This window comes from Paenibacillus sp. PSB04 (assembly GCF_025809195.1).
Lineage (GTDB): Bacteria > Bacillota > Bacilli > Paenibacillales > Paenibacillaceae > Paenibacillus_AQ > Paenibacillus_AQ favisporus.
Map to the genome: position 1 here is coordinate 1,633,411 of NZ_CP081301.1, position 23,945 is coordinate 1,657,355.

Genomic DNA, 23,945 nt, shown 5'->3' on the forward strand with positions numbered 1-23,945 from the left:
GGAGGTATTCATGAACCTTAATTTTACACTGCCGGAGCGCGAGCTGGAGGTCGCCTCGCAGGCTGTGGGGGAGCATATCCGTTACTGCGTGCCTGTCGATTTGACGCTGGGCGGGCAGCGGACGGAAGGTTATTTCGTAATTGGAGAGCAGAAATGGGCCCTGCTGCTGGAGGGCCGTGTGGTCGACAGCCGTCTGATTACCGACGCGAAGGAATACAAGGTGGTGCCGCTGATCGGCAGCGCCGTGCTGGAAGGGGACGAGGCCGGCACCAAATTTATTCTTACGAGGCTGTCCATGAAGCACGCGGCGAGGTACGGTTATATCGCCCAGATTTTGAACGATCTGTCGAGGCAGCGGACAATCCGCATATACAACGATGAGGAGGAGCCGGTCTGCGCCAGCTGCGGCGGTTCGCTCATTCCGGGAACGAGGGTGTGCCCGAAGTGCATGAACAAGGCAGCTGCTTTCAAGCGGCTGGTCTCGGTGGCGATGAATCACAAAAAAACGTTCGCGATCGGGCTTGCAGTGACATTGGCGGCTTCCGCCATATCGATGGCCGGCCCTTACTTTCAAAAGCTGCTGGTGAATTCCTCGCTGCAGCCGCCTCCCGGCCAATCACCGAGCGTTCCCGTGTTCATCTGGGCCATTCTCGGCCTGCTCTTCGTCCTCGTCGGCGGAGAGGGGCTCGGCATCATCAAAGGGCGGATCATGGCGGGGGTCAGCTCGCAAATCGCGGCCGACCTGCGCAAGCTGGTCTATGAGCGGATTCAGAGCTTGTCCCTCGGATTTCTGACCACGCAGCGGGCCGGGGACATCATGAACCGGGTCACCTCGGATACGGACCGGATCCGCAATCTGGTCCAGGAGCTGTTTACGACGGCTGTCTTTCAGCTCATTATTCTCGTGTCGGCGAGCGTGCTGCTCTTCTCAGCCGATTGGCGCCTGGCTTGCGTTGTGCTGCTGCCGGCGCCGCTCGTCGCCTACATCCAGCGGTACATTTGGAAAGGCGTGCTGTGGAAGCTGTTCCGCAAGCAGTGGAGGGTGTACGACAAGGCGAACTCCTTCCTGCATGACGTGCTAAGCGGGATCCGCGTCGTCAAGGCGTTCGGCAAAGAGGAGCGCGAGGTGAAGCGGTTCAAACAGTACAATGCCGAGTTTGCTGCGGCGACTATCCAGACCGAGAAAGTATTCAGTATCCTGTCGCCGATCTCGAACTATTTGATCCAGATGGGGCAGTATCTCGTGCTCCTCATCGGATGCAATATGATTCTCGGCAAGCAGATGTCCCTTGGGGAGCTGGTGCAGTTCAGCGGCTACGCAGGGATGATATACGGTCCGATCGCGTGGCTGATGTTTATGCCGCGATGGCTGTCTAATGCCATTATTTCGGTGGACCGAATCTTCTCGGTGATCGATGAGCAGCCGGAGGTAATGGACTCCGAGGCGTCCGTCAAGCATTCGATTCAGGGAACGATTACGTTCCGGAATGTGATATTCGGCTACAAATCGTATGAGCCAGTACTGAAGGAAATTAATGTGGAGATCAAGCCGGGGGAAATGATCGGCCTGGTTGGGCATTCCGGGTCAGGGAAGTCGACGCTGATCAACCTCGTTTCCCGGTTCTATGACGTAAATGAAGGCGAGATCCTTATCGACGGAGTGGACATCCGCCGGATCGAGCAGGCGCATCTGCGCTCGCAGATTGGCGTCGTGCTGCAGGAGACATTTCTGTTCAGCGGCACGATTCTGGACAATATCCGGTACTCGAAGCCGGAAGCGACGTACGAGGAAGTGCTCGAGGCGGCGAAGATCGCCAATGCGCATGATTTTATCCTGCGCCTGCCGGACGGCTATGATACACGCCTGGAGGAGAACGGCGGCAACCTGTCCGGCGGAGAGCGGCAGCGGCTGGCGATTGCCCGGGCGGTGCTGAACGACCCGCGGATCCTGATCCTCGACGAGGCGACGGCCTCGCTTGATATCGATACGGAGAGCGCCATCCAGGAGGCGCTGCAGCGGGTCACGCGCAACCGGACGACGCTGGCAATCGCGCATCGCCTGTCTACGCTGCGGCATGCCGACCGGCTGATCGTCCTCGACAAGGGCGAGATCGCCGAAGTCGGCACGCACGCCGAGCTTGTGGCTAAAAGAGGGATCTACTACAACCTCATCACCGCGCAGCGCAACATGTCCAAGAAGGCCGAGGCGGTGGGGTAGACCGGCGGGGGATGGCTGCGCCGGGGGGCCGAGATTGATGTTTGTGGAAAATGTATAGTTGTTCATCGCACTCCGACTCTACCACGTAGAGCCGGAGTATTTTTGTTTTAGTACGGGATGTCTTGGCAATTATGCTTATTGCAAATGTATCCGAATGAGGAAGGATAACAGCTAGTTATCTAGCTTTGTTTCTCCTTCATAAAGAGACCGATCAGCAAAAGAATCACCCCGGTCAAAAAGAACAGCGGGATCAGGAGCATCATGAGGCCGATGGCGGCGAACCCGTCATGGGCGATCCAGTCCCCGTATATCAACGCAACGAGCCACGAAAATACAAATGCGATCGGCAGCATCGTCGTGATTCCCCACACCATGTATTTTCTTTTCGCCGATTTCCCCCTGCTGAGTTCAAAGGCTAAGCTTAACGCAGCGAGTACGATGATCGCTCCGACGACTAATGCCATTGGTATCCCTCCTGGTAGTTCATTGTCTTATTTTTTGCTTGTCATAGGTGAACTGCATGGCGACAAAGCATAGGACGACCTGCTGGTCCAAATTATAGCTTATGAATAGAACGCTTTAACATCCGAAGGGTTGGTTAAAAAATGGTTTTTCACTGAATCACAAAGGTAAAATCATCCATTTGTTGAATAGTATTTCAGTAAGGCCTTAGGCCAGGAAGCCTATTCTCGTAGGGGAGGAATACACATGGCGCGCCGATGGGTAAATTCGCCGTACGCCTTTGCGCTGGGGATGTTTGCGATGATGGTTCCGAGTCAGGCATTCAGTTCGTTTTACAGCTATTTTTACGTGGAAAAGCTGGGACTCGGCGTCGGGCTCGCCACGCTCGCCAGAACCATTTTCCTGATCTGGGATGCGGTGAACAATCCGCTGTTCGGCTATTGGTCGGACCGGACCGAAACGCGCTACGGCCGGCGCAGGCCGTGGGTATTTGCCTCCATTCCGCTGTTTATGCTTACCTTCGTGTTGGTCTTCTCCCCGCCGGGAGGATTATCGCAAAACGGGCTGTTCACCTGGTTTCTGGTGACGCTGGTGCTGTATGAGGCGGTGGCGACCGTTCTGTGGGTCAACTACGGGGCGCTGTTTCCCGAGCTGTTCCGCGGCGACCGAATCCGGGCCAAAGCCTCCGCCATCCAGCAGGGCTATCAGGTACTGGCCCTTCTCATCGCCACTGCCCTGACGCCTATCATTTACGCGGCGATCAACTTCTCCAATATGGCGATCGTGTATGCTTTCGTGTTCGGCATCTGCATGCTCATCTGCATGCTTAGCGTGCGGGAGCAGCGGGACCCTGGCAACGCGGAACCGATGAAGCTTGGAGCCGCCTTTAAGGAAACGCTCAGCAACAAGAAGTTTTGGATCTTCAACGTATCGAACTCGTTCGCCCAAACCGTAAACGGGCTGGTTAGCTCCATGATCCCGTTCTACGCCAAATACGTGCTGCGGATTTCGGAGGGCCAGGTGTCGATTCTGCTGGCGGCCGTGTTTGTATCGGTCATTCCGCTCGTGGGCGTATGGTACTGGATCGTCCGCCGGATGGACGGCGTGAAAGCCTGGCGGCTGTCGCTCATCCTGTACGGTCTGTCGGTCATTCCGCTCTGGTTCGGCTACAACCTGGTGAGCGGCGTGGCGGCCGGCATTGCGGTAGGTTTTGGTTTGGCCGGTTTCCTCGTCACGCCGGCGATGGTCAGCGGACGTATTATCGACGAGGATGCGGAGCGGACCGGACGGCGGCGCGAGGGCATTTATACGGCAGTCAGCGGGTTCATTACCCGGTCAAGCGGGCTGATTTCGGCGTTGGCTTTTTACGTGGTCGGCCTGATTTTTGGTTATGAAAGCGGTGACAATCCGGGATCGAATCCGGAAGCGACGTTTCGTTACCTGATCAGTGTCGTGCCGTTATGCTTATTGGTCGTATCGGTTGTGATATCTTTTATAGCCCGGTTTGATTTTCATATGACGGGGAAAGGAGAGGTGAAGCATGGCCAAGAGGCTCATCATCAACTGTGACGATTTCGGGCAGAGCCCGGCGATGAACCGGGCCATCATGCATCTGCTCGAGGAGGGCAAGGTCTCCTCGGCGACGATCATGGCGGTGGCGCCCGGTTTTGAAGAGGCGGCCGACTGGGCTGCGCGCCGGCAGCAGCCTAATGTGGGGCTGCACCTGACCCTGACGAGCGAGTTCGACGCCCTGCGCTGGAGCAGTCTGACCGGGCACCCGTCGCTGCATGACGCCGAAGGCAAGCAGTACCGGACGGTCAGGGAATTTGAGCTGGGTGCAGAGACAGGCGCCGTCGTGAAGGAGATCGACGCCCAGTATGAACGGGTCAAGCAGGCCGGCATCCGAATCAGCCATGTCGACAACCACATGGGCAGCCTGTACGGCATGGAGACGGGGCGCAGCCTGCTGCCCCAGACCTTTTGGAAAATTTCACGCTGGGGTCTGCCTTCCCGCTTTTTCCGCTACATCCACCCTGATGACCCGCTCCTTCGTTCGCTGAGCGGCATTGAACGCCCGGTAGCCAAAGCAGCGGCGCTGGCGGACACCTTCGGGGTGCCGATCCCCGACTATCTGCTGTCCCATCCCTTCGGATTGGTGGAAGGGGAAACGTATGACAGCTTCAAACGGTCGATCATCGCCAAGCTGTACGCCCTGCCGGAAGGGGTATCAGAGACCTACATTCATCCCGGCGCGGAGGATGTGTGGATGCTGGCCAACATTCCGCAGTGGGAGAAGCGGGTGTGGGAGTTCCGGCTGTCCTTTGATGACGACTTTGCGTACGGCTTGAAGGATGCCGGCGTGGAGCTGACCCATTACGGCTATGTCCATGAGCATCTGAGACGGCCGCGCTTCAGGTCGGCTTTCCGGCTGATCCGGGAGCTGACGCGGAAATAGGGCGGCGGATTAGAGGGCACGGCTGCCGGTTGTACGGAGAGGCTAAGGCTTCGATTTTTCGGCATAAATATGAATTCTTTCATATGTATAAAAAACAGCCCTTCGCACACGATTGCGAAGGGCTGTATTGGCTTGTCCGGTTTATTGTTCGCTGCCCGATGAGAATCAACGGTTCTATAAACCGCTTAAGCCGAGTTTAGATGTCCGACCAGTTCCGGTCGCCCGTCAGGAACTTCTCCGTCAGGATCGACAGCAGCTGAATGCCGACCTCGTTTTCGCCGCCTTCGGGAATGATGAGGTCGGCGTATTTTTTGGACGGCTCGATAAAGGCCTCATGCATCGGCTTTACCGTCGCCAGGTACTGCTGGTGAATCGACTGGATGCTGCGTCCGCGTTCCTCAATGTCGCGCAGGACGCGGCGCAGAATGCGGACGTCCGGATCGGTGTCGACGAACACCTTGATGTCGAGCATCTCGCGAAGCTTCTCGTCCGAGAGGACGTGAAGGCCTTCGATGATGACGATATTGTTCGGCGTCAGCTCCACCTTGTCGACCGAGGAGCGGGCGTGAACGGTAAAGTCGTACACCGGCGCGTAAGCGGTTTGGCCTTCTTTTAACTGGCACAAATGCTCGATAAGTAGTTCATTATCAAAGGCGAACGGATGATCATAGTTGATCAGCTCCCGTTCCGCCAGGCTAAGATGAGGGTTGTCCTTGTAATAATTGTCCTGGGAAATGAAGGTGACCTTTCCCGAACCGAGACGATCGATGACCGAACGGGCCACCGTCGTTTTGCCGGAGCCAGTGCCGCCGGCGATACCAATAATAAGCATGACGAGTCGTGTACCCCCTAAATGAATTGCCACCTGCAACTATAACCCAAGTATTGTAGCACAGCTGCTGCTTTTTTTCACCTTATCGGGGTTATGAGAAAAATGGTAAGGTAGTTGAGTGAGCAAGGCGAGCGCAAGTGGAAAAAACTTGTTAAGGATGGGTTAGCAAAACTTGTCGAGGATAGCTTCTTTTTGGTTGCAGGCACGGGCAGGAAATAAAACGGTAACGGGCGAATGTAAGTAAGATTAAAAATGACTAAATTGACTTTGTAAACAAAGAAAGGTTGATGATTGTGCCACTCGTAGATATGCCGCTGTCCCAGTTGAAGCAGTATGAAGGAAGAAATCCGAAGCCGGATGATTTTGATACATACTGGTCGCAGGCACTGGAAGAAATGCGGGCTGTTGATTCGCAGGTGGAACTCGTTCCAGCGGATTTTGAAGTGCCGTTTGCCGAATGCTTTTCGCTGTATTTCACCGGGGTGAACGGCGCGAGAATTCATGCCAAGTATGCCCGGCCAAAAGGGGCTGCCCAGCCTCACCCGGCCGTGCTGCAATTTCACGGTTATACGGGAGACAGCGGGGATTGGATGGATAAAATGGTCTACCCGGCGATGGGCTTCTCCATCGCATCGCTGGACGTCCGCGGTCAAGGCGGCTTGTCCGAGGATAAGGGCGGTGTGGTCGGCAACACGCACCATGGACATATTATCCGCGGCCTAAGCGACAAGGACCCGCACAAGCTGCTTTTCCGTGACGTGTTCCTGGACACCGCACAGCTGGCGGCGATCGTGATGGGCTTCCCGGAGGTCGACGCAGACCGCGTGGGGGCGACGGGCTGGTCGCAGGGCGGAGCACTGACGATTGCGTGCGCCGCGCTGGAGCCAAGAATCAAGAAAGCGGCCCCGGTATATCCGTTCCTGAGCGATTATAAGCGGGTATGGGAAATGGATCTCAGCGTTCATGCGTACGAGGAACTCCGTACCTATTTCCGCAAGTTCGACCCGCAGCATCAGCGCGAAGACGAAATTTTCACCAAGCTTGGCTATATTGACATTCAGAACCTGGCTTCGCGCATTGAGGCCGATGTCATGGTTGGCGTAGGACTGATGGACACGATCTGCCCGCCATCGACCCAGTTCGCCGCCATTAACAAAATGAAGTCGCCTGTGAAGCTTGAAATCTATCCGGATTTCGGCCACGAAGGTCTCCCTGGCCTGAACGACAAGATCGTGCAGTTTATGAAGGGGCTCCAGCAGGAATAGTCGCGTATCATAGCCGCAGATGATAGCGGTGGATTGATTGGCTAGCTCTTAGGCTGTAAAAAAGGCTGCGTTTCATTCCGGCGTTGCTGTGATCGGATGCATGGCATCGTTCGACAACCGGCTGTCATTGAGCGGACTTTTCTGCACTCCTTTTTCTAACCTACATGCTCCTTAATCAAAGGCATTCCTTGAGGCTAAACATCGGCCAGGGAATGCCTTTTTGCGTCTGTTTAATGGTACGGGTTACGGAAATGGATAGTTTTTAGAATGGGGGTACGACCGGATAGAAAAAATATCGAATTTTGGCGGCCCAGTTAACTTTCGTTAATTGTTGGTGCCTGTTTGCCTTGCTACGATAGGGATGCCTTTTTTGATCCCGATTCAAAAGACCTAGACGGAAAGACTCATTCTGGCTTGGGGTTGGGACAATTTTCATATCTGAAAGAGCAAGGAGAGATAGGAAATGCACCGATTAAGAAAGCTAAGTCTGGGAGCCGTGCTTATGTTCTGCCTGCAGCAGCTGTACCCGGTGGCGGCATTTGCCGAAATTGCAGTGGAGCCGCAGGAGGACCCGTTTGTTTTTTATGTTAGTGACAACGATTATGGCGAGGGATACAAGCTGAGGGTTAGCTCCTATAGCGATCAGGAAGACCTTTTGCACGAGGAGACCAGCGAGAACCCGCCGAATGAGCCTTTCGTCATTTCCATTAATCCGTACGAAAATCCCTGGATTCCGCACGTTGATCTGGATGACCCGCGTCCAATTACATTCCGGGTGGAGACGATTAAAATGAACGGCAGCGGTTCGGAAGGGGATGGAGCATCCCCTGACGACTCTGGCGGCACTGGCGGAAGTGAAAGCGGCGAAAGTGAAACCGGAGATGCGGGGCAAGGCGATCCGATTCCCGGGAACTCCGGGGAGCCTGGGGGTTTGCCTGGAATCGGTATCGAATCGATTAGCACCGATGTACCCCAAGAGGATAGCACAAGTGTGGCGGCGGCTCCCGGCAATGAAAACAGCGAAGAGGTTGTGGACAGCGTCGATTATACGTGGAGCCCAATGGCGACCGTCGAAGGGGATATCCCTGCTGCACCCGGATCGGTGGACGACCTGAGAGTGCTGGTGGCGAGCATAGACAGCCTCGGGACCTCCGTAGGCGAAGGCGATGAAGGATTTAAATACGATGAAGAAACACACATGGTCCATTATAAGGTAAACCTGCCGAAGGGCGGACCTTACCTTGTGGAGGCCTCAGTTGACGGTGACCCTTATGGATCGGCTCTGGTGAAGCCGGTTACCGGGGTGAACCGTTTCCCAAGTAAAACGCTGCTCGAGGGCAACCAGATCCATACTTACTTTGAAGTAGACGCTGATCCTCTTGTCCCGTACACCGTAGAACAACTGAATGGGATGGACGACAGCTTGAATGCGGACGATGGACAGGCGGTCGATTTTGGCGGGCAAACCTACAATACGTCCAAGGAGGTCGAACTTCCGTTCGAATTTCCGTTCTATGGGAAAAAGCATGGCCAGATCTGGATCGATATCAACGGAGGAATTTATTTTGACAATTATTCCACCCCGGGTCCAGAGAATTATCCAGATGTAGATGCACCGCCTGCTCTGCAGGCCTATGTATCCGGTCTGAGGCTGAATACTACCGACCCAAACTCCAAAATCCTAACGAAAACGATCGGGGAGGAAGGGGACCGGAAGTTTATCGTCCAATGGAACAATATGTATTTTTATAACGCCGATGCCCCGATTACGTTCCAGGCGATTCTATTCGAAAATGGGGACGTGCAATATCAGTATCCGAACATCACGATAGAAAACGGTGAATACGATGACGGCGAGGCTTCGACGATCGGCATTCAAGCCGCTCGGGGCTTGTCCCTAAATTACCTCCTCTATTCGCATCGCATGTCCATGATCGAAAGCAACCAGGCGATTCGCTTCAGTCCGGTAACGGTCTCGGACGAGAATCCCTCCGATCCGGGTCCCGGCCAGTACACAGTGACCTACAACGGTAATGGCAGCACAGAAGGCGTAGTCCCTGTGGACGGGCAAGCTTATGGTACTGAGGATAGCGTAACCGTTCAGGGGAACGCCGGCGGCCTTAAGAAGGATGGGTACGATTTTGCCGGATGGAGCCGGCATTCGGACGGAAGCGGCACGCTGTATAAGGAAGGCGACACCATTTCGGTCGGCTCGGAAAATATAACGCTCTATGCGGTATGGGCGCCGGTAACTCCTCCGGGTGGCGGTGGCGATAACGGAAACGGCGGAGGAGGAGATAACGGCTCCGGTGGAGATGGCGGCTCCGGCGGAGGGGATCATGGCTCCGGCAATAACGGCGGATCTAAGGGCGGTGGAAGTAACGGTGGCAACAATAGCTCGGGCGGCAGCGGCGGATCGAATAACGGCGGCAGCAGCACTGGCGGCTCAACCACGCCAGCGTCTACGGGAAATTCGGCTGCCAGCGTTCCTTCGCCGGTCGTGGTGAATGGTAAGTCTTACGATGGTGTGCTTCAAACGACGGCTTCTACCAATAACGGGCAGACGTCCGTAACGGCGGTCCTTGATTCGCCGAAGCTGCAGGCCATGCTGAGCCAGGCCGGGCCGGGGCAATCCGTCACCATTCCGGTCATGCAGGCGGCAAATACAACGACGGTGGGGCTGACAGCAGAATCGCTGAGGGCTCTGGAAAACGGCGCCAGTCAGCTGGTCATCCAAACCGCAAACGGAAGTTATCAGATTCCGGTTTCTGAGATCAGCACGTCAAGACTAACCCGGCTCTTCCAGGCTTCAGGTGATGTTACGGGCATGAACGTCCAGATCACCATCGCCGGGTATGAAGCGGCAAAGGCAGCACAGCTGCAGGCAGCCGCCCAAAAGATGGGGCTGCAGCTGGTGACCGGACCGGTCGATTTCCGGATTGCCGCTTCGTTCCAGGGTCAAACCTTGAACGTTAGCCCGTACAGCACTTATGTGCAGCACGTCCTGCCGATTCCGGCAGCAGGTGAAGGTATGGTGTCCACGGGGGTCATGCTGGACGAGAACGGAACCGTGCATCCGGTGCCTACCCGGTTGACCGGAGAGAACGGCAGCCGCAGTGCGGTCGTGAGCAGCCTAACCGGCGGTACGTTCGCCTTGGTTGGCTACAGCACAAGCTTCAGCGATGTAAGCGGGCATATCCAAGAAGTCGTACAAAACCTCGCGTCCCGCTTGATTTTGCAGGGAACGGGGGATGGTCGATTCAATCCTGACCATACGACTACCCGCGCAGAATTTGCGGCCATTCTGGTCCGCGCGTTAGGGCTTGCCGGCGGAGGCCAATCAAGCAGCTATGCCGATGTGAAGCCGGGCGACTGGTATACGGAGGCCGTCACGCTCGCCCAAAGATACGGTATCGTGAACGGTTACAGCGACGGCACGTTCCGTCCCGGTCATACGATCACCCGTGAGGAGGCGCTGGTCATGTTCAACCGGGCCGGTAAGCTGGCCCGCTTGAAATCCGGTGCCGATCAGGAAGGCTTAAGCCAAGCATTGTCCGCATTTACAGACAGCCAGGCTGTGTCGGGCTGGGCGGCTCAGGCCGTGGCCGAAGCGGCTCAGAACGAGCTCTTGAACGGCTTTGGCGCTCAGCTGCAGCCGAAAAAAGAGATCACCCGAGCGGAAACGGCCGAGATCCTTCAGCGTTTGCTGGAGAAGTCAGGCCTCATCTGATCGTATTAACACTATAGAACATGCAGAGGCAGCTGCCGGGAATATCCCGGCAGCTTTTTTGTTCCAGCCGATGGGGATCAGTCCATACCCACCAGCGCTTCAAGCTGAGCCCGAATGGCGCCGCGGGCGAATCCGCCATGATAACAAATGACGTTCTTGATCTCGTAATTCAGATACCTCTGCAGCGAACGTACCGCCGCGTCCATATCCGGCGTGGAAGGGCGGTGGGGTCCCATCAGCTTGCCGTTAACGCTGAACATCGCATCCCCGGCAACCAGCGTTTGGCTCCGGTGCAGATACAGACTGAGGTGTCCCGGCGTATGTCCCGGTGTATAGATTACCTCGATTCCTCCGCAATAGGGCAGCACCTGTCCGTCTTCCAGCGTGTGATCGACCCTGCCCTTAGGCAGGTTAGCGATCAGGAAAGAGACGATCTGCGTGCGCTCACCTTCCGGCAAGCCTTCCAGCTGCCAGGCCATGTGCTCCATTGTGGCCTTCATTAGTGGGAGCTCGCCTTCGATATACGGCTTCTCCAATGGGTGGGCGTATACGTTGATGCTGAATCCGGCTTCCTCCAGAATCTCCGGCAGGCTGCCGATATGATCGATATCCTGATGGGTCAGCAATATGGCCCGCAGTCGCTCTGCCGGAACGCCGTGCCGCTCCATTTCGTTCCGGATCTGCCCCCACTGGCCGGGCGTACCGGTATCGATCAGCACCGCGTCTTGTCCGTCCCAAACAAGCGTAGGGTGTAACGTCTGGGGGCCGCCAAATCCGTCAATCTGCAGTTCCAGCATGATTGCACCATGTTCAATGATCAAGGGAACACCTCCTTTATAGTCAGTTCATAGCGAATGGGCTGAGAAGATACATCTCCCTACCAGAATAACGATCCAAGCGGGCGTAAGGATACGTGAACAGCGTGCCGCTCGAAAAAAACTTTCCCGGACCAGGCAGCGAAGGGACCGGACCCCACATAAAAAAAGCGGCAAGGCCCATGGGCCTCCCGCTATACTCGCAAAACGTTAGGATTTTTTCTTGTCGGAGCCTCCAAAGTTCAGGCCGAGCTCGCCGTCATGGCTGCCGACATTGCCGCCGACCTTAAAGCTGACACCTTTACCGCCGCCAACTTGCGCCCCGGCATGCGCCCCGAGACCGTGATCGCCGCCCACATGCGCACCTGCGCTGACGCCGGCCCCCTGCCCGCCGCCAACCTGGCTGTTCACATAGGCACCGATGCCGTGATCTCCGCCAAGCTGGGCTTCCGTATTCAAGCCGATTCCCTGCTTGATGCCGACATGACCGTCGGCATGGACGCCAAGGCCGTACTTGCCACCCAATTGGGCGCCGGTATCGAAGCTGAGGCCGTGGCTGCCGCTTACCCCGGCTTCACCTTGCATGCCAAGTCCGTAAGATTCGCCGCCGACATGTGTGCCAGCTTGGGTGCTGACGCCGGTGCTGTCCATCTGGCCGCTGGCGCTAACTCCAACGCCGTGCTTGCCGCCGATTTCCATGGAGGTGTTCATCTGAATCCCTTTGGTGGATTCGGCTTTTTGCTCACCCTTTACGGCTTCGCTTTTCACTGGCTCCTCTTTCTTGGCCTTTTCCTTGACGGGTTCGCTTTTGGCCGCTTCACTTTTCACGGGAGCTTCCTTTACGGCCTCAGGTTTGACTGCCGTATTCTCGGGCTTTGCCAGCTCCGTTTTCTCGGTAGCAGGATTAATCTTGAATTTGTAGCCTTGGGGCGTAGGTTCAACCCGGTTCCAATCATAGGGGAACGGCTGTGGAGTGATAGGAGCAAACGGATAAGGATAGGAGTTGAGCTGCCCGTTTGTGTCGTATGCGTAGTACGTGCGATAAGGAACCGGATAAACGTACTGGGGCCACGTATAGGGAAGGGCGTATGGATAAGAGGATCGCTGGTTGTAAGCATAAGCATACGGGTCCACGCATGGCTGCCAGCACGGCCCGTACGGATGTCCATTCGTAATCATGGGGAACCTCCATATTTGAATTTAATACTATAACCTATTCACATGGAGCCCGAGGTGACACCCGCCTACAGGTCGTTTCTTCGCAAGAGGAGATGTACTATTTCATATGACGTTTGTCATACTCCCTACCTGATGTTCATGACTACTCGGTGACGGTCTGGTTTTCTATACTTAGGCTAGAAGACGTCCTCGGAAGCCCCGAGTATGACGGCATGCTTCATTCAGGGAGGAAGACAGATGAAAACACAAACCAAGGTCACCAATCTAAAAAAAGAAATGGCCCCCTATGAGAAAAGCAATACGAAATCGAGCATCATACAGGTCGTGACAACCTTAGGACCTCTGTTATTACTCTGGTACGCCGCATATTTAAGCTTATCCGTATCATATTGGATAACGATTCCTATAACCCTGATTGCTTCCGGATTCGCCATTCGGACCTTTATTATTTTTCACGACTGCTGTCACTATTCTTTCTTTCAGAATCGGCGGGCCAATGAAATCATCGGTATGATTACGGGGATTCTGACGCTTGTTCCGTACCAGCAGTGGAAGAACGAGCACTCCATTCATCATGCCACGAGCAGCAACCTGGATAAACGGGGGATCGGCGATATGTGGGTGATGACCGTGGATGAATATGCCGCGGCGTCATGGACGAGGAGACTCGCTTACCGTTTCTATCGCCACCCGGTTGTTATGCTCGGACTCGGGCCGATCTTCGTGTTTGTCATATCGTACCGTTTTAACCGTAAAGGAGCGAAGCGGAAGGAACGCATCAACACCCATGTGACGAATGCAGCGATTGTCGGTTTGTATGCAGTGATGTGCTGGGCGGTAGGCTGGGAGGCGTTCCTGATGGTACAGCTCCCGATTTTATTCGTATCCGGGATGCTGGGCATTTGGCTGTTTTACGTGCAGCATCAGTTTGAAGATTCCTACTTTGAAAATGAGGACGAATGGAGCTACGTAAAAGCTGCGGTGGAAGGAAGCTCGTACTACAAGCTGCCCAAGGTGCTGCAGTGGATCACAGGCAATATCGGTTTCCATCATGTCCACCATTTGAGCCCGAAGGTGCCCAATTACAATTTGGAGAAGGCGCATAATTCGACGCCACCGCTTCAGAAGGCTACGACAATTACGCTTGCGACGAGCTTGGCCTCTCTTAAATTCCGGCTGTGGGATGAGGAGAACAAAACATTTGTCAGCTTTAAGCAGATCAAACTTGGTCGGCAGCAAACCGAGCGTGGAGCTAAACCGATCAAAGCCAGCAGAGCAAGCATACAAGGGGAATAGCGCTGTTATCCGGCGTTTATGATAAACTACAAGGAAAAACTATCGTTCGCACGTCGGGGGGCATCGGCCTTGCAGAAATGGTACCAAATTTTTCACAGGAGCACAGGACTGAGTCCTTATGTATGGGTCATCTTTTATATTTTCCCTTTTTACTTCATATTTCGTTCTTCGTCCACGGTTCATGTAGTGTTTGGCACCCTGATGATTCTGGCGTTTTTCGGCTGCTATGTGTTGTCGTTTGTATCCAAGGGCTGGTGGTTGTATTTTTGGACGTCCATTCAGATTCTGATATCCTTGGCCATGACCCTGATCTTTGGATATGTCTATTTCGCGCTCTTCGTTGCGTTCTTTATCGGAAATATTCATCACCGGGTTGGATTCGTTACGCTGTATACGATTCACCTCGTTACGACAATGGTTACGGTGAATTATGAATATGTGACGCAGGATCCCGTCATGATTACCCAAATCCCGTTCGTTCTGATCAGTCTGATCGCGGTGATTCTGCTGCCTGTCACCACATACTATCGGAACAAACGAGGGAAGCTTGAGGTACAGCTGGAGGATGCGAATAAGCGGATTTCCGAACTGGTGAAGCTGGAGGAACGTCAAAGGATTGCCCGCGACCTTCATGATACGCTCGGTCAGAAGCTGTCCCTTATCGGGCTGAAGAGCGATTTGGCCGGCAGATTAATCAGCACAGACCCGGCTCAAGCGCAGTCCGAGATCAACGATGTGCGTCAAACGGCAAGAAATGCTTTGAAAGAAGTGCGGGACATGGTCACGCAAATGCGCGGCACGCGCCTCGAAGATGAGATGTTCCGCATCAAGCAGATCCTTAAGGCGGCCGAGATTGAATTTGTTATAGCAGGAGACCCGATACTCAGCAATACCTCGCTTCTGGTTGAAAATGTGCTGAGCATGTGCCTGAAAGAAGCGGTGACGAATGTAGTCAAACACAGCGGCGCCACCGTCTGCTCGATTGTCATCGAGTCGTCTGCAACCGAGCTGACGATGAAGATCATCGACAACGGGATTGGAATCCAGACGGACTCGGCCCTGGTCAGAGGAAGCGGTCTGCGCGGAATGAAAGAACGGCTGGAGTTCGTAAACGGCAGCATGGAAATCGCCTCGGGCATCGATCCGGGCACGAAGGTGATCATTAAAGTGCCGAACGCCGTTAAACACCCGGATAAGGAGGTCATCATATGATCCGAATCGTTATAGCCGAGGACCAACGAATGGTGCGGGGCGCGCTTGCCTCGCTGGTCAATCTGGAACACGATATGCAGGTTGTGGGCCAAGCGAGCAACGGCGAGGATGCCGTGAAGCTGGTTCAGCAGCTGAAGCCGGATGTTTGTATCATGGATATTGAAATGCCGGGAAAAAGCGGTCTGGAAGCGGCCGAGGAACTGAAAGGCAGCGGCTGCAAGGTGATGATTCTGACGACCTTTGCACGCTTTGGCTATTTCGAGCGGGCCATTAAGGCCGGGGCCTATGGATATTTGTTAAAAGACAGCCCCAGCGAAGAATTGGCAAGTTCTATTCGGAGTATCGTGGCGGGCAGACGGATTTATGCGACAGAGCTCGTCGACGATGCTTCCGGGCAAGAGAACCCGCTTACCCCACGGGAAAAGGACGTGCTTGGCCTCATTGCCGATGGCAAGAACACAAAGGAAATCTCCAGTCAATTGGATATCACGCAAGGAACGGTCCGGAACTACATTTCCGTCATTCTGGATAAGCTTCAAGTCACGAATCGGGTGGAAGCCATCACGCGTTTTAAAGAGAAGGGCTGGTTCAAATGATTCGATCCCGATGGCCCCTTGGAATGGATTTTGGATGAACCTTAAGGTTTACCGGGTCCGTTTCCAGGGGGCATTTTTGTATTGGACCCTGCAGCCGTTGGAGCTGTCGGAAAGCTCATCGAGATCACAGCCCCGCCTTCCTGCCGGTTGCCTGCGGCAATGATCCCGCCGCAACGCTCCACAATCGCCCGCGAGATCGCCAGCCCCAGGCCGGACTCCCCGTCCTTGCCCTTTACGAACCGATGGAAAAGAAAAGGGAGAAGCTTATCCGGAATGCCGGGCCCGTCGTCGCTGATGGTCATTTCGATCCGACCCTCCACGACCTTGGCGTGTACATTCATTTGCTCAACGGCATAGCGGGCAGCGTTGGACATGACATTCAGCAGCGCCTGAAGCAGCTTGTCCCGGTCGGCCACGACCTCGAACGGCCCGGACGGCGGGGCGTAATCGATCTGCAGCCGGATCCCTTTCTTGACCAGCAGCGGATTCATGCGTTCCGAAGCTTCGGTGATCAGTTCCTGCAGGCACACAGCGTTTTTGCGGAATACATCCTCTTCGCTGTCCAGTTTTGCGAGCAGGGTCATCTCCGTCACCAGCTTCTTGAGCCTGCCGCTTTCGCTGATGATGATATCGAGGCCTTTGCGGATGCGCTCACCTTCAAATACCCCGTCACGAATGCCTTCCGCATAACCCGCGATGGACATCAGCGGGGTTTTCAGCTCATGCGACGCGTTTTGGAAAAACTGCTTCTGCACATGGTTAAACCGGTCCAGCTCCCCGGCCATGTCAAACACGGACTCCGCAACGGAGCCGATCTCGCCTCCGGCTCTGACGAAGCGGACCTCGGAAAACCGGCGCTCCTTGACCTTGATCAGCTCCTCCTGAAGGCTCATGAGCGGTCGGATCAGCTTCTTTGTAATAAACAGGCTGAATGCGACCATGAATGCCCCCCCGACGCCAAAAATGATCAGCAGCCGTTTCAGCAGCGCTTGTTCAATAGACTTGACCCGGCTCACCGGCGTAAGCAGGGTAAGCGTCCCCTGGGGCATGATGCTTACGGACGTGATAAACCTTTTGTCCGTCCCCTCTACAATGTCCTTGAAAGCCTGCTCGCCGGAGACGCCCTTCACGGCCTCGGCGATCTTCATGGCGGGATTCGGGGCGGTCACGGGCATGCTTTTTCCCTGGATATCCGTAAAAATGGCCGCAACTCCGCTGGTTTCCGCCATTTTAACCGGCAGGGCAGGGGCTGTGGACAGCTCCGCCGCAACGGTTTGAATGCTGTCGACCCGCAGCTTGGCGGATATGACGGCGCCCATGGCCTTAAGGTCCTCCTTCTGGGAGCCGATCAGGTGGTCCAGCAGGACGAAATGGATCACCACGGCCGTAACGGACAGGACCAGCAGCAGCGCGATCCCGAAGGCCAAATTAATCTGATGCACGAGCTTCATCGTGAGCGTCTCCTCCTTCGTGTCTTAACCGGTAGCCATGTCCCCAGATGGCTTCGATCGGCACCTGCTCCAGCTTTTTACGCATCCGTTTGATCAAGTGGTCGACCGCCCGGTCGCTGCCGAAATAGTCGTCGCCCCAGACCCGGGTCAGCAGCTCGTCCCGCGTGAAAGCGCGGTTCGGATGCTCGGCCAGCACCTGCAGCATCGCGAACTCCTTGCTGGTCATGTCCACTTCTTCCCCGTGCCAGAATACGCGCCGTTCGTCGGGGATCAGCTGCAGCCCTCCCGTTTCGATCCGGGCCGGATGGGACAGTCCCGCTGCGGCATCCCCGGATCCGCTCAGCTTGTACCAGCGCTGGAGCTGCCGTCTGATACGCGCGACGAGCTCGCGGGGGCTGAATGGCTTGACGAGGTAATCGTCGCTGCCCAGCTCCAGGCCCAATATTTTATCGACCTCGTTGTCTTTGGCCGAGATCATGATGATCGGCACTTCCGCCTCCTGCCGGATCCGCCGGCAAAATTCGTAGCCGTCCATGCCCGGAAGCATGATATCCAGGACCCACATGTCCGGCGGTGACGTCCGCCACAGATTCCAGGCTTCCTCGGCGCTGCCGAGGCCGACCGTGCGGTAGTTTTCTTTTTGTAAATACGCCTCGACCAGATCCCTTATATGTACATCATCATCGACCACGGCGATGACGTAACTGTTGTTCATCCCATGTACCTCCCGGATTGGAAATTCATCTCCAGTATATCAAGCGGGCGCCTGCGTATGGAGCTCTGCCATTGTTTTTCCATAATTTCACCCGCGGGCTGCCACAATCGTTCCGTAGACTGGGACATGTAACACCATATCCGAATTAAAGGAGTGCTGAATCAATGATTCGAAACGCATGGTTTAAAAAGACGGTCGCCTCTGCGCTGCTCATGTCCGCCGTAGCGGCCCCGGCCGTAACAAATGCAGACGCGAGTGAACAGCCCCAGGTTCCTTCCGATGTTCCAGCCAAGGTAGCTGCGATACCGGCAATCAAGGGAGCGGTTATGAAATCCGCCATTGCAGATCCGGTCGAGCTGGCCCAAAAATATGCGCCGGACACCGTAGATGACTGGAAGCAGACATTGGAGCAGTTCAAAAAGGTGGCAGGAGAAGGCCAACGCTTCTTCAGCATAATCAAAGCGGTTCCGGTGGAAGATGCAGCGAAAGTAAAAGCGGGCGAAGCTTCTCCGGTTACGGAGACGCTTCAGCCGGCAGCGGCAATTCCGGGGGAGAAGATCCGGATCGAAATCCTGGATAAGCTGAAGGACAAGGCGGCCGAGGTGCTGGGTCAGGCCAAGGATCTGGAGCTGGCCGATGTGCCGGGTCAGATCAAGGTGTTCGATAAAGCCGAGGTGCCAGGCCAGATCCTGGAATTGGACAAAGCTGAGGTATTGGGCCAGATCAAGGAGCTGGTGAAATCCGAAGCGGCGGAACAAGCCAAACCTGTGGATGAGGCCAAGGCGCTCGGACCTGCCAAGGTCATCATCTCCAAGCTGGGGGCCCTGAAGGTAGAGGCGGCTAAGACTGAGCCGGCGGCGGCAGGCGACTCAGAGCATTCCAAAACTGTGAGCATTGCCGTCAGCAAGGAAGCAAGCGAGTCCGCCATTGCGTTTATGAAGGCCCACATCGCTTTGCATGACGCCGTGGAGTCCAAGGACGAGGCGGCCATCAAGGACGCGCTCGCCAAGCTGCTCGTTCAATACAAGGCGCAGATCAAGGAGCTTGAAGCGGCGGCTAAATCTTAATTGTTTCGTTGAGCAGTCCGTACAGACACATAGAGGAGATATGAAGGCAGTCCCTGTTTCCAGCCCCGGCTGGAGCTGGGACTGTTTGCGCGTGCAAAAAATTTTGCATCTCCCTTTCAAGATTTAGTATGCTAAAGACAGCAAACAACGATCGTTGTTGAACATGTCACGTGAACGCCCGGACGTAAGTAATGGTCCGGTTGCAATGCGCGAGTTGAAAGGGAGTCGGTCCGGACGAATGAATACGGGTAAAATATCATTGGCAGAAGCAGGCAAGCAGGCAGAATATGTACTGGGAGGGCACGGTCCCCGAAATCTGGAGGTGCTGAAGGAGGCCTTCCGGGAGGTGGACGGGTCCCTCGGTGGCGATGCCTACGGCAAAGGCAAGGTGATAGAGGATTTTCAGGACAAAATGGCGGCGTATTTGGGCAAGGAATCGGCTGTCTTTTTCCCGAGCGGGACGATGGCCCAGCAGATTGCGCTGCGGATCTGGTGCGATGAGAAGCAGGTGAAGAAGGTCGCATACCACCCGCTGTGCCACCTGGAAATCCACGAAGAGGACGGTTTAAAAGAGCTGCATCATATTGAACCGGTGCTTCTGGCGGACAAGGATCGCCTGATCCGGCTGGAGGACGTTGAGCGGATGACGGAGGACGTTTCCTGTCTCCTGCTGGAGCTGCCCCAGCGCGAAATCGGCGGTCAGCTGCCGGACTACGGCGAGCTCGAAGCGATTTCCGCCTATTGCCGTGAAAAGGGCATCCGCCTGCATCTCGATGGAGCGAGACTGTTCGAGGTTACGCCTTACTATGGAAAAACCGCCGCGGAAATCTGCTCGCTATTCGACAGTGTCTATGTTTCTTTTTATAAAGGCATCGGAGGCATTTCCGGTGCGATCTTGGCGGGAAGCCCGGATTTTACAGAGCGGTCCAAGGTATGGAAGAGACGGCACGGCGGGGATCTGTTCAGCCTGTATCCGTATGTAGTCAGCGCCGATTACTATTTTGACCGGCGGATTGGACGAATGGAGCAGTATTATGAGGATGCCAAAGAGCTTGCCGCGCACTATAACGAATGCCACGGCGTCAGCACAAGGCCGGCCGTTCCCGTTTCGAATATGTTTCACGTCCATATTCAGCTTGGCAAAGAGCGGCTCGAAGCGCTCTTGGTGGATATCATCAGCGAAACAGGCATTCAATTGAATCATTATGTGAAAGATAACGGGGATTCGGAGTCCTCCTATGAAGTCAGCATCGGGGACATGTATGCCAAGGTGCCCAAAGAACGGATCCGGGACGCGTTCCGGGCGCTTGACCGGAAGCTGAAGGAAGAGCTGGGCTAAGAAAGGGTCAAACTGTTGAGGATGGGATTCTCAACGGACCGGAAGGCGGCATAAGTTAAAAGGGGGGCCTGTCTGGCAGCGTGCCTTCAGGGCTTCAGCATGGACTATTTTTGCTGGGTATGGGAGGAACCGAAAGAGTATGGATACGTTGATGGGACTCATTGAGCAGGTGGGTTATTTTGCGTTCTTTTTCGTATTGTGCTTAGGCGTTATTGGCCTCCCGCTTCCGAACGAGGTGGTGGTCATGATCGGCGGGGTGCTTGCCGGGACGGGGCATCTGGCACCGGTCTCTTCGTTTATCACGATTTACCTGGGGATCTGTTCAGGTTTGACTGTCGGCTTTGTCGTCAGCCGTCTGGCGGCAAGCCGCCTGCTCGACCGTTTGACCAGGTCCAAGAGGATGGCCAGGTATATCGATAAAGCGGAGCTGCTGAACCGGAAATACGGCAATATGGCCATGTGCATCAGCGTATTCCTGCCTGTTCTGCGAAACGTGACGCCGTATGCCGTCGGCATGAAAGGGATGGCTTACCGCCGTTTTGCCCTGGTCTCTTACACGACGGCGTTCGTGTGGACGCTGCTGTATTTTCTGATCGGCAGCACGCTCGGCCTCCAGGTCGACGATATCAGTACGATGTTCGCCTAAATGTTGAAGGGGGTGAAACCATTGCGCATACAGGATTCCGGATCCGATCATTCTCAAGAGTCAGGTGTTGCTCCGGAGATAGTGACGCTGGGGATGGGCTGTTTCTGGAGCCCGGAGGCATTGTTCGGCCATATGCCTGGGGTGATCCGGACGCGGGTTGGCTATGGAGGAGGAACGACATCAGACCCAACGTACCGCAACATGGGTGATCATACAGAGACGGTCGAGGTCGTGTATGACCCTGGCGTCATTTCCTTTTCCGACATGCTGAACGCGTTCTGGGACAATCATAACCCTTTTAATATTAACGATTACAAAGGCAGGCAGTATTTGTCGCTGCTCCTCTATCGCGGTGATGGACAGCTGAAGGCGATTCACCAGGTTCTGGCCCGGCGCGGGGAGCAGGGCAAAGGACGGCCGGATACGGAAATCGCTCCCCTTACGGCCTGGTACCCGGCGGAAGACCGCCACCAGAAATACTACTTGAAAAGGCATCCGGATGCGATCGAGCAGTTGAGCCGGCTCTATCCGACGCATGGAGAGCTGGTGAGTTCCACGCTGGCCGCCAGGCTGAACGGACTAGCCAAAGGATACACGAGCCTGGAGCGAATACAAAAAGAGATCCATACCTGGCCACTCGCGGAAGAGGAGCGAAGCCTGCAACTGGAAACGGCCAAGCGGATTAAATGGTGATATATAACGGACAGAAAAAAACCGAAGGAGGACAGGCTCCTTTGGTTTTTTTGTATAAACGTATGATTCACTTACAAATTGTTAGTTAGTCAAAATGGTAGGATTATCTCCAAATCATTTGCGTTCTTACGATTTGTTTGTACCTTTCATATAATTCAATCAAGCGAAAAGAACGGTGCACGTTGATGTGCCAGACGTGGCCCGGCGCTGTACCGGTCTTGCGCTCATTGATTCTATGAGTATCGGCTTCAGGGTGCACCAAGGCATGTGCCGGCCATGCCTTGGATCCACCGGCTGCCGGTCGTATATATGGAGGGTATGAACATGATCCAACGAATGAATCGGTTCTATATTTATTTACTGACGCTGGGCGTTTTCCTGACGGCCACTTCGGAGCTGATCGTCAGCGGCGTGCTCAGTGAGATCGCCGGTGATATGAACGTTTCCGTCGGTGCGGCGGGGCAGCTGATTACGGCGTATTCTTTAGCTTTTGCGATCGGCACGCCGGTCTTGATTTCGCTGACCTCCCGTCTCGGGAGAAAAAAGGTGATGCTGGGTTCGCTGCTGGTTTTCGCAGCCGGCTGTGGACTGTCCTTCGCCAGCACCCATTTTGTCCTGCTGATCGCGTCGCGCATCATTCTGGGCATCGGATCGGGCGTGTACCTGGTGGTCGTGTTCAGCGCCGCCGCCAAGCTCGTCCCGGCGGAGAAGGTCGGCAGCGCCATCGGCACCATTATTCTGGGCTTCAGCTTGGCCATGGTGCTGGGGGTCCCGCTTGGCATCGCCATTACCGGCTGGATCGGCTGGCGAATGATCTTCGTCCTGCTGGGAGCGCTGAGCCTGCTGATCATGGCGGCGATTTACCGGCTTCTCCCGGCCGTGGACGGTGATGAGCCCGTCTCCTTGGGACGCCAGCTGCGCCTGCTGGGCAGCGGAGTTATCGTGAGTGCTCTGTTCATTACGCTGTTCCGGGAGACCGGGAATTCGGTGATGTATACCTATATGACCCCGTTTTTGCAAAGCGTACTTCACATGAACGCCGCAGGCGTGGCGGTGACCATGCTGGGCTTCGGCATCCTCGGGGTGATCGGCTCCCGTCTGGGAGGCTACGCCGTGGACCGGTGGGGGGCCGTACGTATTCTGCTGGCCGGTCTGCTCGTCCATGCCGCGGCTCTGGCGCTGCTGCCGGCCTTTTCCTCCTGGCTCGTTCCGGACCTCATTCTGATCGGCGTGATGATGTTTGCCATGTTTGTAACCGCGCCAGCCATTCAAACTTACTTTATCCAGCAGGCGCCGGAATCCTCCGATCTCGTACTCAGCTTGAATACGTCGGTGACGCATTTAGGCCTGGCGGCGGGGGCAGGCATGGGAGGAGCCGTGATCAGCGCCACCTCCACCGTGCTGTACAATCCTTGGGTCGCGGGTCCGGTGGTAGCGCTGGGCCTGGGAGCCGCTATCGTCTGCTTCTTTCTTGGCAGGAAGGCATACCGGAGGCTGGCGTGACGGTTGCGGCTGCGGCTGCCATCCTGAGCGTGTATGATCCATGCTGAGCGTGTATGACCCATGAAAAAGCGACGGTACGCCTGGAGCGTCAGGGACGCTTTCCGGATACCGCCGCTCTGTCGTGCAGCAGGCGTTTCTAGAAGCAGGTGAACGATTGGATGGTTCTGAGGTCGAGCCCCGAGTACATCCAGAAAAATCCGTTCCAGCGGAATCCGGCAACGGAGGTCCGGCCGACGAAGATGGGATAGAACCAGAAGCCCGGACCGCGTACGGGCCAAATGAACGTATTGCGGAAAAGGCAGCCGGAGATCGCGCCGGGATCAACGGCGAGCGCCGATGCGCCGGTTTGTGCAGGCGTAAATTGCGGCGGCGGGGATGAAGGCGGCTGCACCTGGCCTTGAGGGCCGAAGGGAGGCATGAATGCCATGGGAATGACTCCTTTCTTTGCTCATTTGAGCATAGTTATGGCGA

Annotated in this window: 20 protein-coding genes; 13 read left to right on the forward strand and 7 right to left on the reverse strand. The window is 55.5% G+C overall.

Going from position 1 to position 23,945, the window contains the following annotated elements; translation table 11 throughout:
• The first annotated feature begins 10 nt into the window (after window positions 1-10).
• On the forward strand, window positions 11-2,218 hold the full coding sequence (locus K2F33_RS07910; RefSeq protein ID WP_263881370.1) for an ABC transporter ATP-binding protein: 2,208 nt from the start codon (window positions 11-13) through the stop codon (window positions 2,216-2,218).
• 179 nt (window positions 2,219-2,397) lie between these two features.
• Here K2F33_RS07910 and K2F33_RS07915 read toward each other — a convergent pair whose 3' ends face one another.
• Complete coding sequence (locus K2F33_RS07915; protein WP_089549330.1) at window positions 2,398-2,682, reverse strand: hypothetical protein; 285 nt, start codon at window positions 2,680-2,682, stop codon at window positions 2,398-2,400.
• Window positions 2,683-2,926: 244 nt separating this feature from the next.
• Between K2F33_RS07915 and K2F33_RS07920 the strand changes: the two genes are divergently transcribed.
• On the forward strand, window positions 2,927-4,249 hold the full coding sequence (locus K2F33_RS07920; protein WP_263881371.1) for an MFS transporter: 1,323 nt from the start codon (window positions 2,927-2,929) through the stop codon (window positions 4,247-4,249).
• On the forward strand, window positions 4,221-5,135 hold the full coding sequence (locus tag K2F33_RS07925) for a polysaccharide deacetylase family protein (RefSeq protein ID WP_263881372.1): 915 nt from the start codon (window positions 4,221-4,223) through the stop codon (window positions 5,133-5,135). The genes K2F33_RS07920 and K2F33_RS07925 overlap by 29 nt, the downstream gene beginning before the upstream one ends.
• A gap of 196 nt (window positions 5,136-5,331) precedes the next feature.
• On the opposite strand, the gene udk is transcribed toward K2F33_RS07925, so the two are convergent.
• Window positions 5,332-5,967, reverse strand: a complete 636-nt coding sequence (udk, locus tag K2F33_RS07930) for a uridine kinase (RefSeq protein ID WP_076173077.1) — start codon at window positions 5,965-5,967, stop codon at window positions 5,332-5,334.
• Window positions 5,968-6,260: 293 nt separating this feature from the next.
• Here udk and K2F33_RS07935 point away from each other — a divergent pair, with 293 nt between their 5' ends.
• Together K2F33_RS07935 and K2F33_RS07940 are read left to right on the forward strand one after the other, a co-directional pair.
• A complete protein-coding gene (locus K2F33_RS07935) occupies window positions 6,261-7,232 on the forward strand; it encodes an acetylxylan esterase (protein WP_076173215.1) in 972 nt (323 codons plus the stop codon).
• A gap of 463 nt (window positions 7,233-7,695) precedes the next feature.
• Window positions 7,696-10,962 (forward strand): S-layer homology domain-containing protein, encoded by a 3,267-nt coding sequence (locus tag K2F33_RS07940; RefSeq protein ID WP_263881373.1) that lies wholly within the window; start codon window positions 7,696-7,698, stop codon window positions 10,960-10,962.
• 77 nt (window positions 10,963-11,039) lie between these two features.
• Here the strand turns inward: K2F33_RS07940 and K2F33_RS07945 are convergent, their stop codons facing one another.
• Both K2F33_RS07945 and K2F33_RS07950 read right to left on the reverse strand, forming a co-directional pair.
• Window positions 11,040-11,783: an MBL fold metallo-hydrolase gene (locus tag K2F33_RS07945; RefSeq protein WP_263881374.1), complete on the reverse strand. Its 744-nt coding sequence runs from the start codon at window positions 11,781-11,783 to the stop codon at window positions 11,040-11,042.
• Between the two features lie 204 nt (window positions 11,784-11,987).
• Window positions 11,988-12,956, reverse strand: coding sequence for a hypothetical protein (locus K2F33_RS07950; RefSeq protein ID WP_076173075.1), 969 nt, complete (start codon window positions 12,954-12,956; stop codon window positions 11,988-11,990).
• Window positions 12,957-13,193: 237 nt separating this feature from the next.
• Here K2F33_RS07950 and K2F33_RS07955 point away from each other — a divergent pair, with 237 nt between their 5' ends.
• From K2F33_RS07955 to K2F33_RS07965, 3 genes are all read left to right on the forward strand, one after another.
• On the forward strand, window positions 13,194-14,252 hold the full coding sequence (locus K2F33_RS07955) for a Delta(5) desaturase DesA (protein ID WP_076173074.1): 1,059 nt from the start codon (window positions 13,194-13,196) through the stop codon (window positions 14,250-14,252).
• A gap of 69 nt (window positions 14,253-14,321) precedes the next feature.
• A complete protein-coding gene (locus tag K2F33_RS07960; protein ID WP_244879397.1) occupies window positions 14,322-15,464 on the forward strand; it encodes a sensor histidine kinase in 1,143 nt (380 codons plus the stop codon).
• The gene (locus K2F33_RS07965) at window positions 15,461-16,060 is read left to right on the forward strand and encodes a response regulator transcription factor (RefSeq protein WP_089549322.1); all 600 of its coding nucleotides are present in this window, start codon (window positions 15,461-15,463) and stop codon (window positions 16,058-16,060) included. The genes K2F33_RS07960 and K2F33_RS07965 overlap by 4 nt, the downstream gene beginning before the upstream one ends.
• 41 nt (window positions 16,061-16,101) lie before the next feature.
• Here K2F33_RS07965 and K2F33_RS07970 read toward each other — a convergent pair whose 3' ends face one another.
• A complete protein-coding gene (locus K2F33_RS07970) occupies window positions 16,102-17,511 on the reverse strand; it encodes a sensor histidine kinase (protein ID WP_263881375.1) in 1,410 nt (469 codons plus the stop codon).
• Window positions 17,489-18,226: a response regulator transcription factor gene (locus tag K2F33_RS07975; protein ID WP_089549320.1), complete on the reverse strand. Its 738-nt coding sequence runs from the start codon at window positions 18,224-18,226 to the stop codon at window positions 17,489-17,491. Before K2F33_RS07975 ends, K2F33_RS07970 begins: the two co-directional genes overlap by 23 nt.
• A 164-nt stretch (window positions 18,227-18,390) precedes the next feature.
• On the opposite strand from K2F33_RS07975, the gene K2F33_RS07980 reads away from it, so the two are divergent.
• The 5 genes from K2F33_RS07980 to K2F33_RS08000 all read left to right on the forward strand — a co-directional run bounded on the left by K2F33_RS07980 (window position 18,391) and on the right by K2F33_RS08000 (window position 23,474).
• Window positions 18,391-19,293 (forward strand): hypothetical protein, encoded by a 903-nt coding sequence (locus K2F33_RS07980; RefSeq protein ID WP_263881376.1) that lies wholly within the window; start codon window positions 18,391-18,393, stop codon window positions 19,291-19,293.
• Between the two features lie 238 nt (window positions 19,294-19,531).
• Window positions 19,532-20,632 carry a threonine aldolase family protein gene (locus K2F33_RS07985; protein WP_263881377.1) on the forward strand — a complete coding sequence of 367 codons (1,101 nt, stop codon included), beginning with the start codon at window positions 19,532-19,534 and terminating at the stop codon, window positions 20,630-20,632.
• 139 nt (window positions 20,633-20,771) lie between these two features.
• Window positions 20,772-21,278: a DedA family protein gene (locus tag K2F33_RS07990; protein WP_076173067.1), complete on the forward strand. Its 507-nt coding sequence runs from the start codon at window positions 20,772-20,774 to the stop codon at window positions 21,276-21,278.
• 21 nt (window positions 21,279-21,299) lie between these two features.
• Window positions 21,300-21,971: a peptide-methionine (S)-S-oxide reductase MsrA gene (locus tag K2F33_RS07995; RefSeq protein WP_263881378.1), complete on the forward strand. Its 672-nt coding sequence runs from the start codon at window positions 21,300-21,302 to the stop codon at window positions 21,969-21,971.
• A 324-nt stretch (window positions 21,972-22,295) separates the two neighbouring features.
• Window positions 22,296-23,474, forward strand: a complete 1,179-nt coding sequence (locus K2F33_RS08000) for an MFS transporter (protein WP_318672271.1) — start codon at window positions 22,296-22,298, stop codon at window positions 23,472-23,474.
• Between the two features lie 136 nt (window positions 23,475-23,610).
• On the opposite strand, the gene K2F33_RS08005 is transcribed toward K2F33_RS08000, so the two are convergent.
• The gene (locus tag K2F33_RS08005) at window positions 23,611-23,901 is read right to left on the reverse strand and encodes a transporter (RefSeq protein WP_076173066.1); all 291 of its coding nucleotides are present in this window, start codon (window positions 23,899-23,901) and stop codon (window positions 23,611-23,613) included.
• Window positions 23,902-23,945: the final 44 nt, after the last annotated feature.

What these genes read in the sequence shown, in the direction of transcription:
- K2F33_RS07910 (WP_263881370.1), top strand. Translation starts at nt 11, where the DNA reads ATGAACCTTAATTTTACACTGCCGGAGCGCGAGCTGGAGGTCGCCTCG.
- K2F33_RS07940 (WP_263881373.1), top strand. Translation starts at nt 7,696, where the DNA reads ATGCACCGATTAAGAAAGCTAAGTCTGGGAGCCGTGCTTATGTTCTGC.
- udk (WP_076173077.1), bottom strand. Translation starts at nt 5,967, where the DNA reads ATGCTTATTATTGGTATCGCCGGCGGCACTGGCTCCGGCAAAACGACG.
- K2F33_RS07925 (WP_263881372.1), top strand. Translation starts at nt 4,221, where the DNA reads ATGGCCAAGAGGCTCATCATCAACTGTGACGATTTCGGGCAGAGCCCG.
- K2F33_RS07920 (WP_263881371.1), top strand. Translation starts at nt 2,927, where the DNA reads ATGGCGCGCCGATGGGTAAATTCGCCGTACGCCTTTGCGCTGGGGATG.
- K2F33_RS07955 (WP_076173074.1), top strand. Translation starts at nt 13,194, where the DNA reads ATGAAAACACAAACCAAGGTCACCAATCTAAAAAAAGAAATGGCCCCC.
- K2F33_RS07950 (WP_076173075.1), bottom strand. Translation starts at nt 12,956, where the DNA reads ATGATTACGAATGGACATCCGTACGGGCCGTGCTGGCAGCCATGCGTG.
- K2F33_RS07975 (WP_089549320.1), bottom strand. Translation starts at nt 18,226, where the DNA reads ATGAACAACAGTTACGTCATCGCCGTGGTCGATGATGATGTACATATA.
- K2F33_RS07970 (WP_263881375.1), bottom strand. Translation starts at nt 17,511, where the DNA reads ATGAAGCTCGTGCATCAGATTAATTTGGCCTTCGGGATCGCGCTGCTG.
- K2F33_RS07990 (WP_076173067.1), top strand. Translation starts at nt 20,772, where the DNA reads ATGGATACGTTGATGGGACTCATTGAGCAGGTGGGTTATTTTGCGTTC.
- K2F33_RS07915 (WP_089549330.1), bottom strand. Translation starts at nt 2,682, where the DNA reads ATGGCATTAGTCGTCGGAGCGATCATCGTACTCGCTGCGTTAAGCTTA.
- K2F33_RS07965 (WP_089549322.1), top strand. Translation starts at nt 15,461, where the DNA reads ATGATCCGAATCGTTATAGCCGAGGACCAACGAATGGTGCGGGGCGCG.
- K2F33_RS08000 (WP_318672271.1), top strand. Translation starts at nt 22,296, where the DNA reads ATGATCCAACGAATGAATCGGTTCTATATTTATTTACTGACGCTGGGC.
- K2F33_RS07980 (WP_263881376.1), top strand. Translation starts at nt 18,391, where the DNA reads ATGATTCGAAACGCATGGTTTAAAAAGACGGTCGCCTCTGCGCTGCTC.
- K2F33_RS08005 (WP_076173066.1), bottom strand. Translation starts at nt 23,901, where the DNA reads ATGGCATTCATGCCTCCCTTCGGCCCTCAAGGCCAGGTGCAGCCGCCT.
- K2F33_RS07985 (WP_263881377.1), top strand. Translation starts at nt 19,532, where the DNA reads ATGAATACGGGTAAAATATCATTGGCAGAAGCAGGCAAGCAGGCAGAA.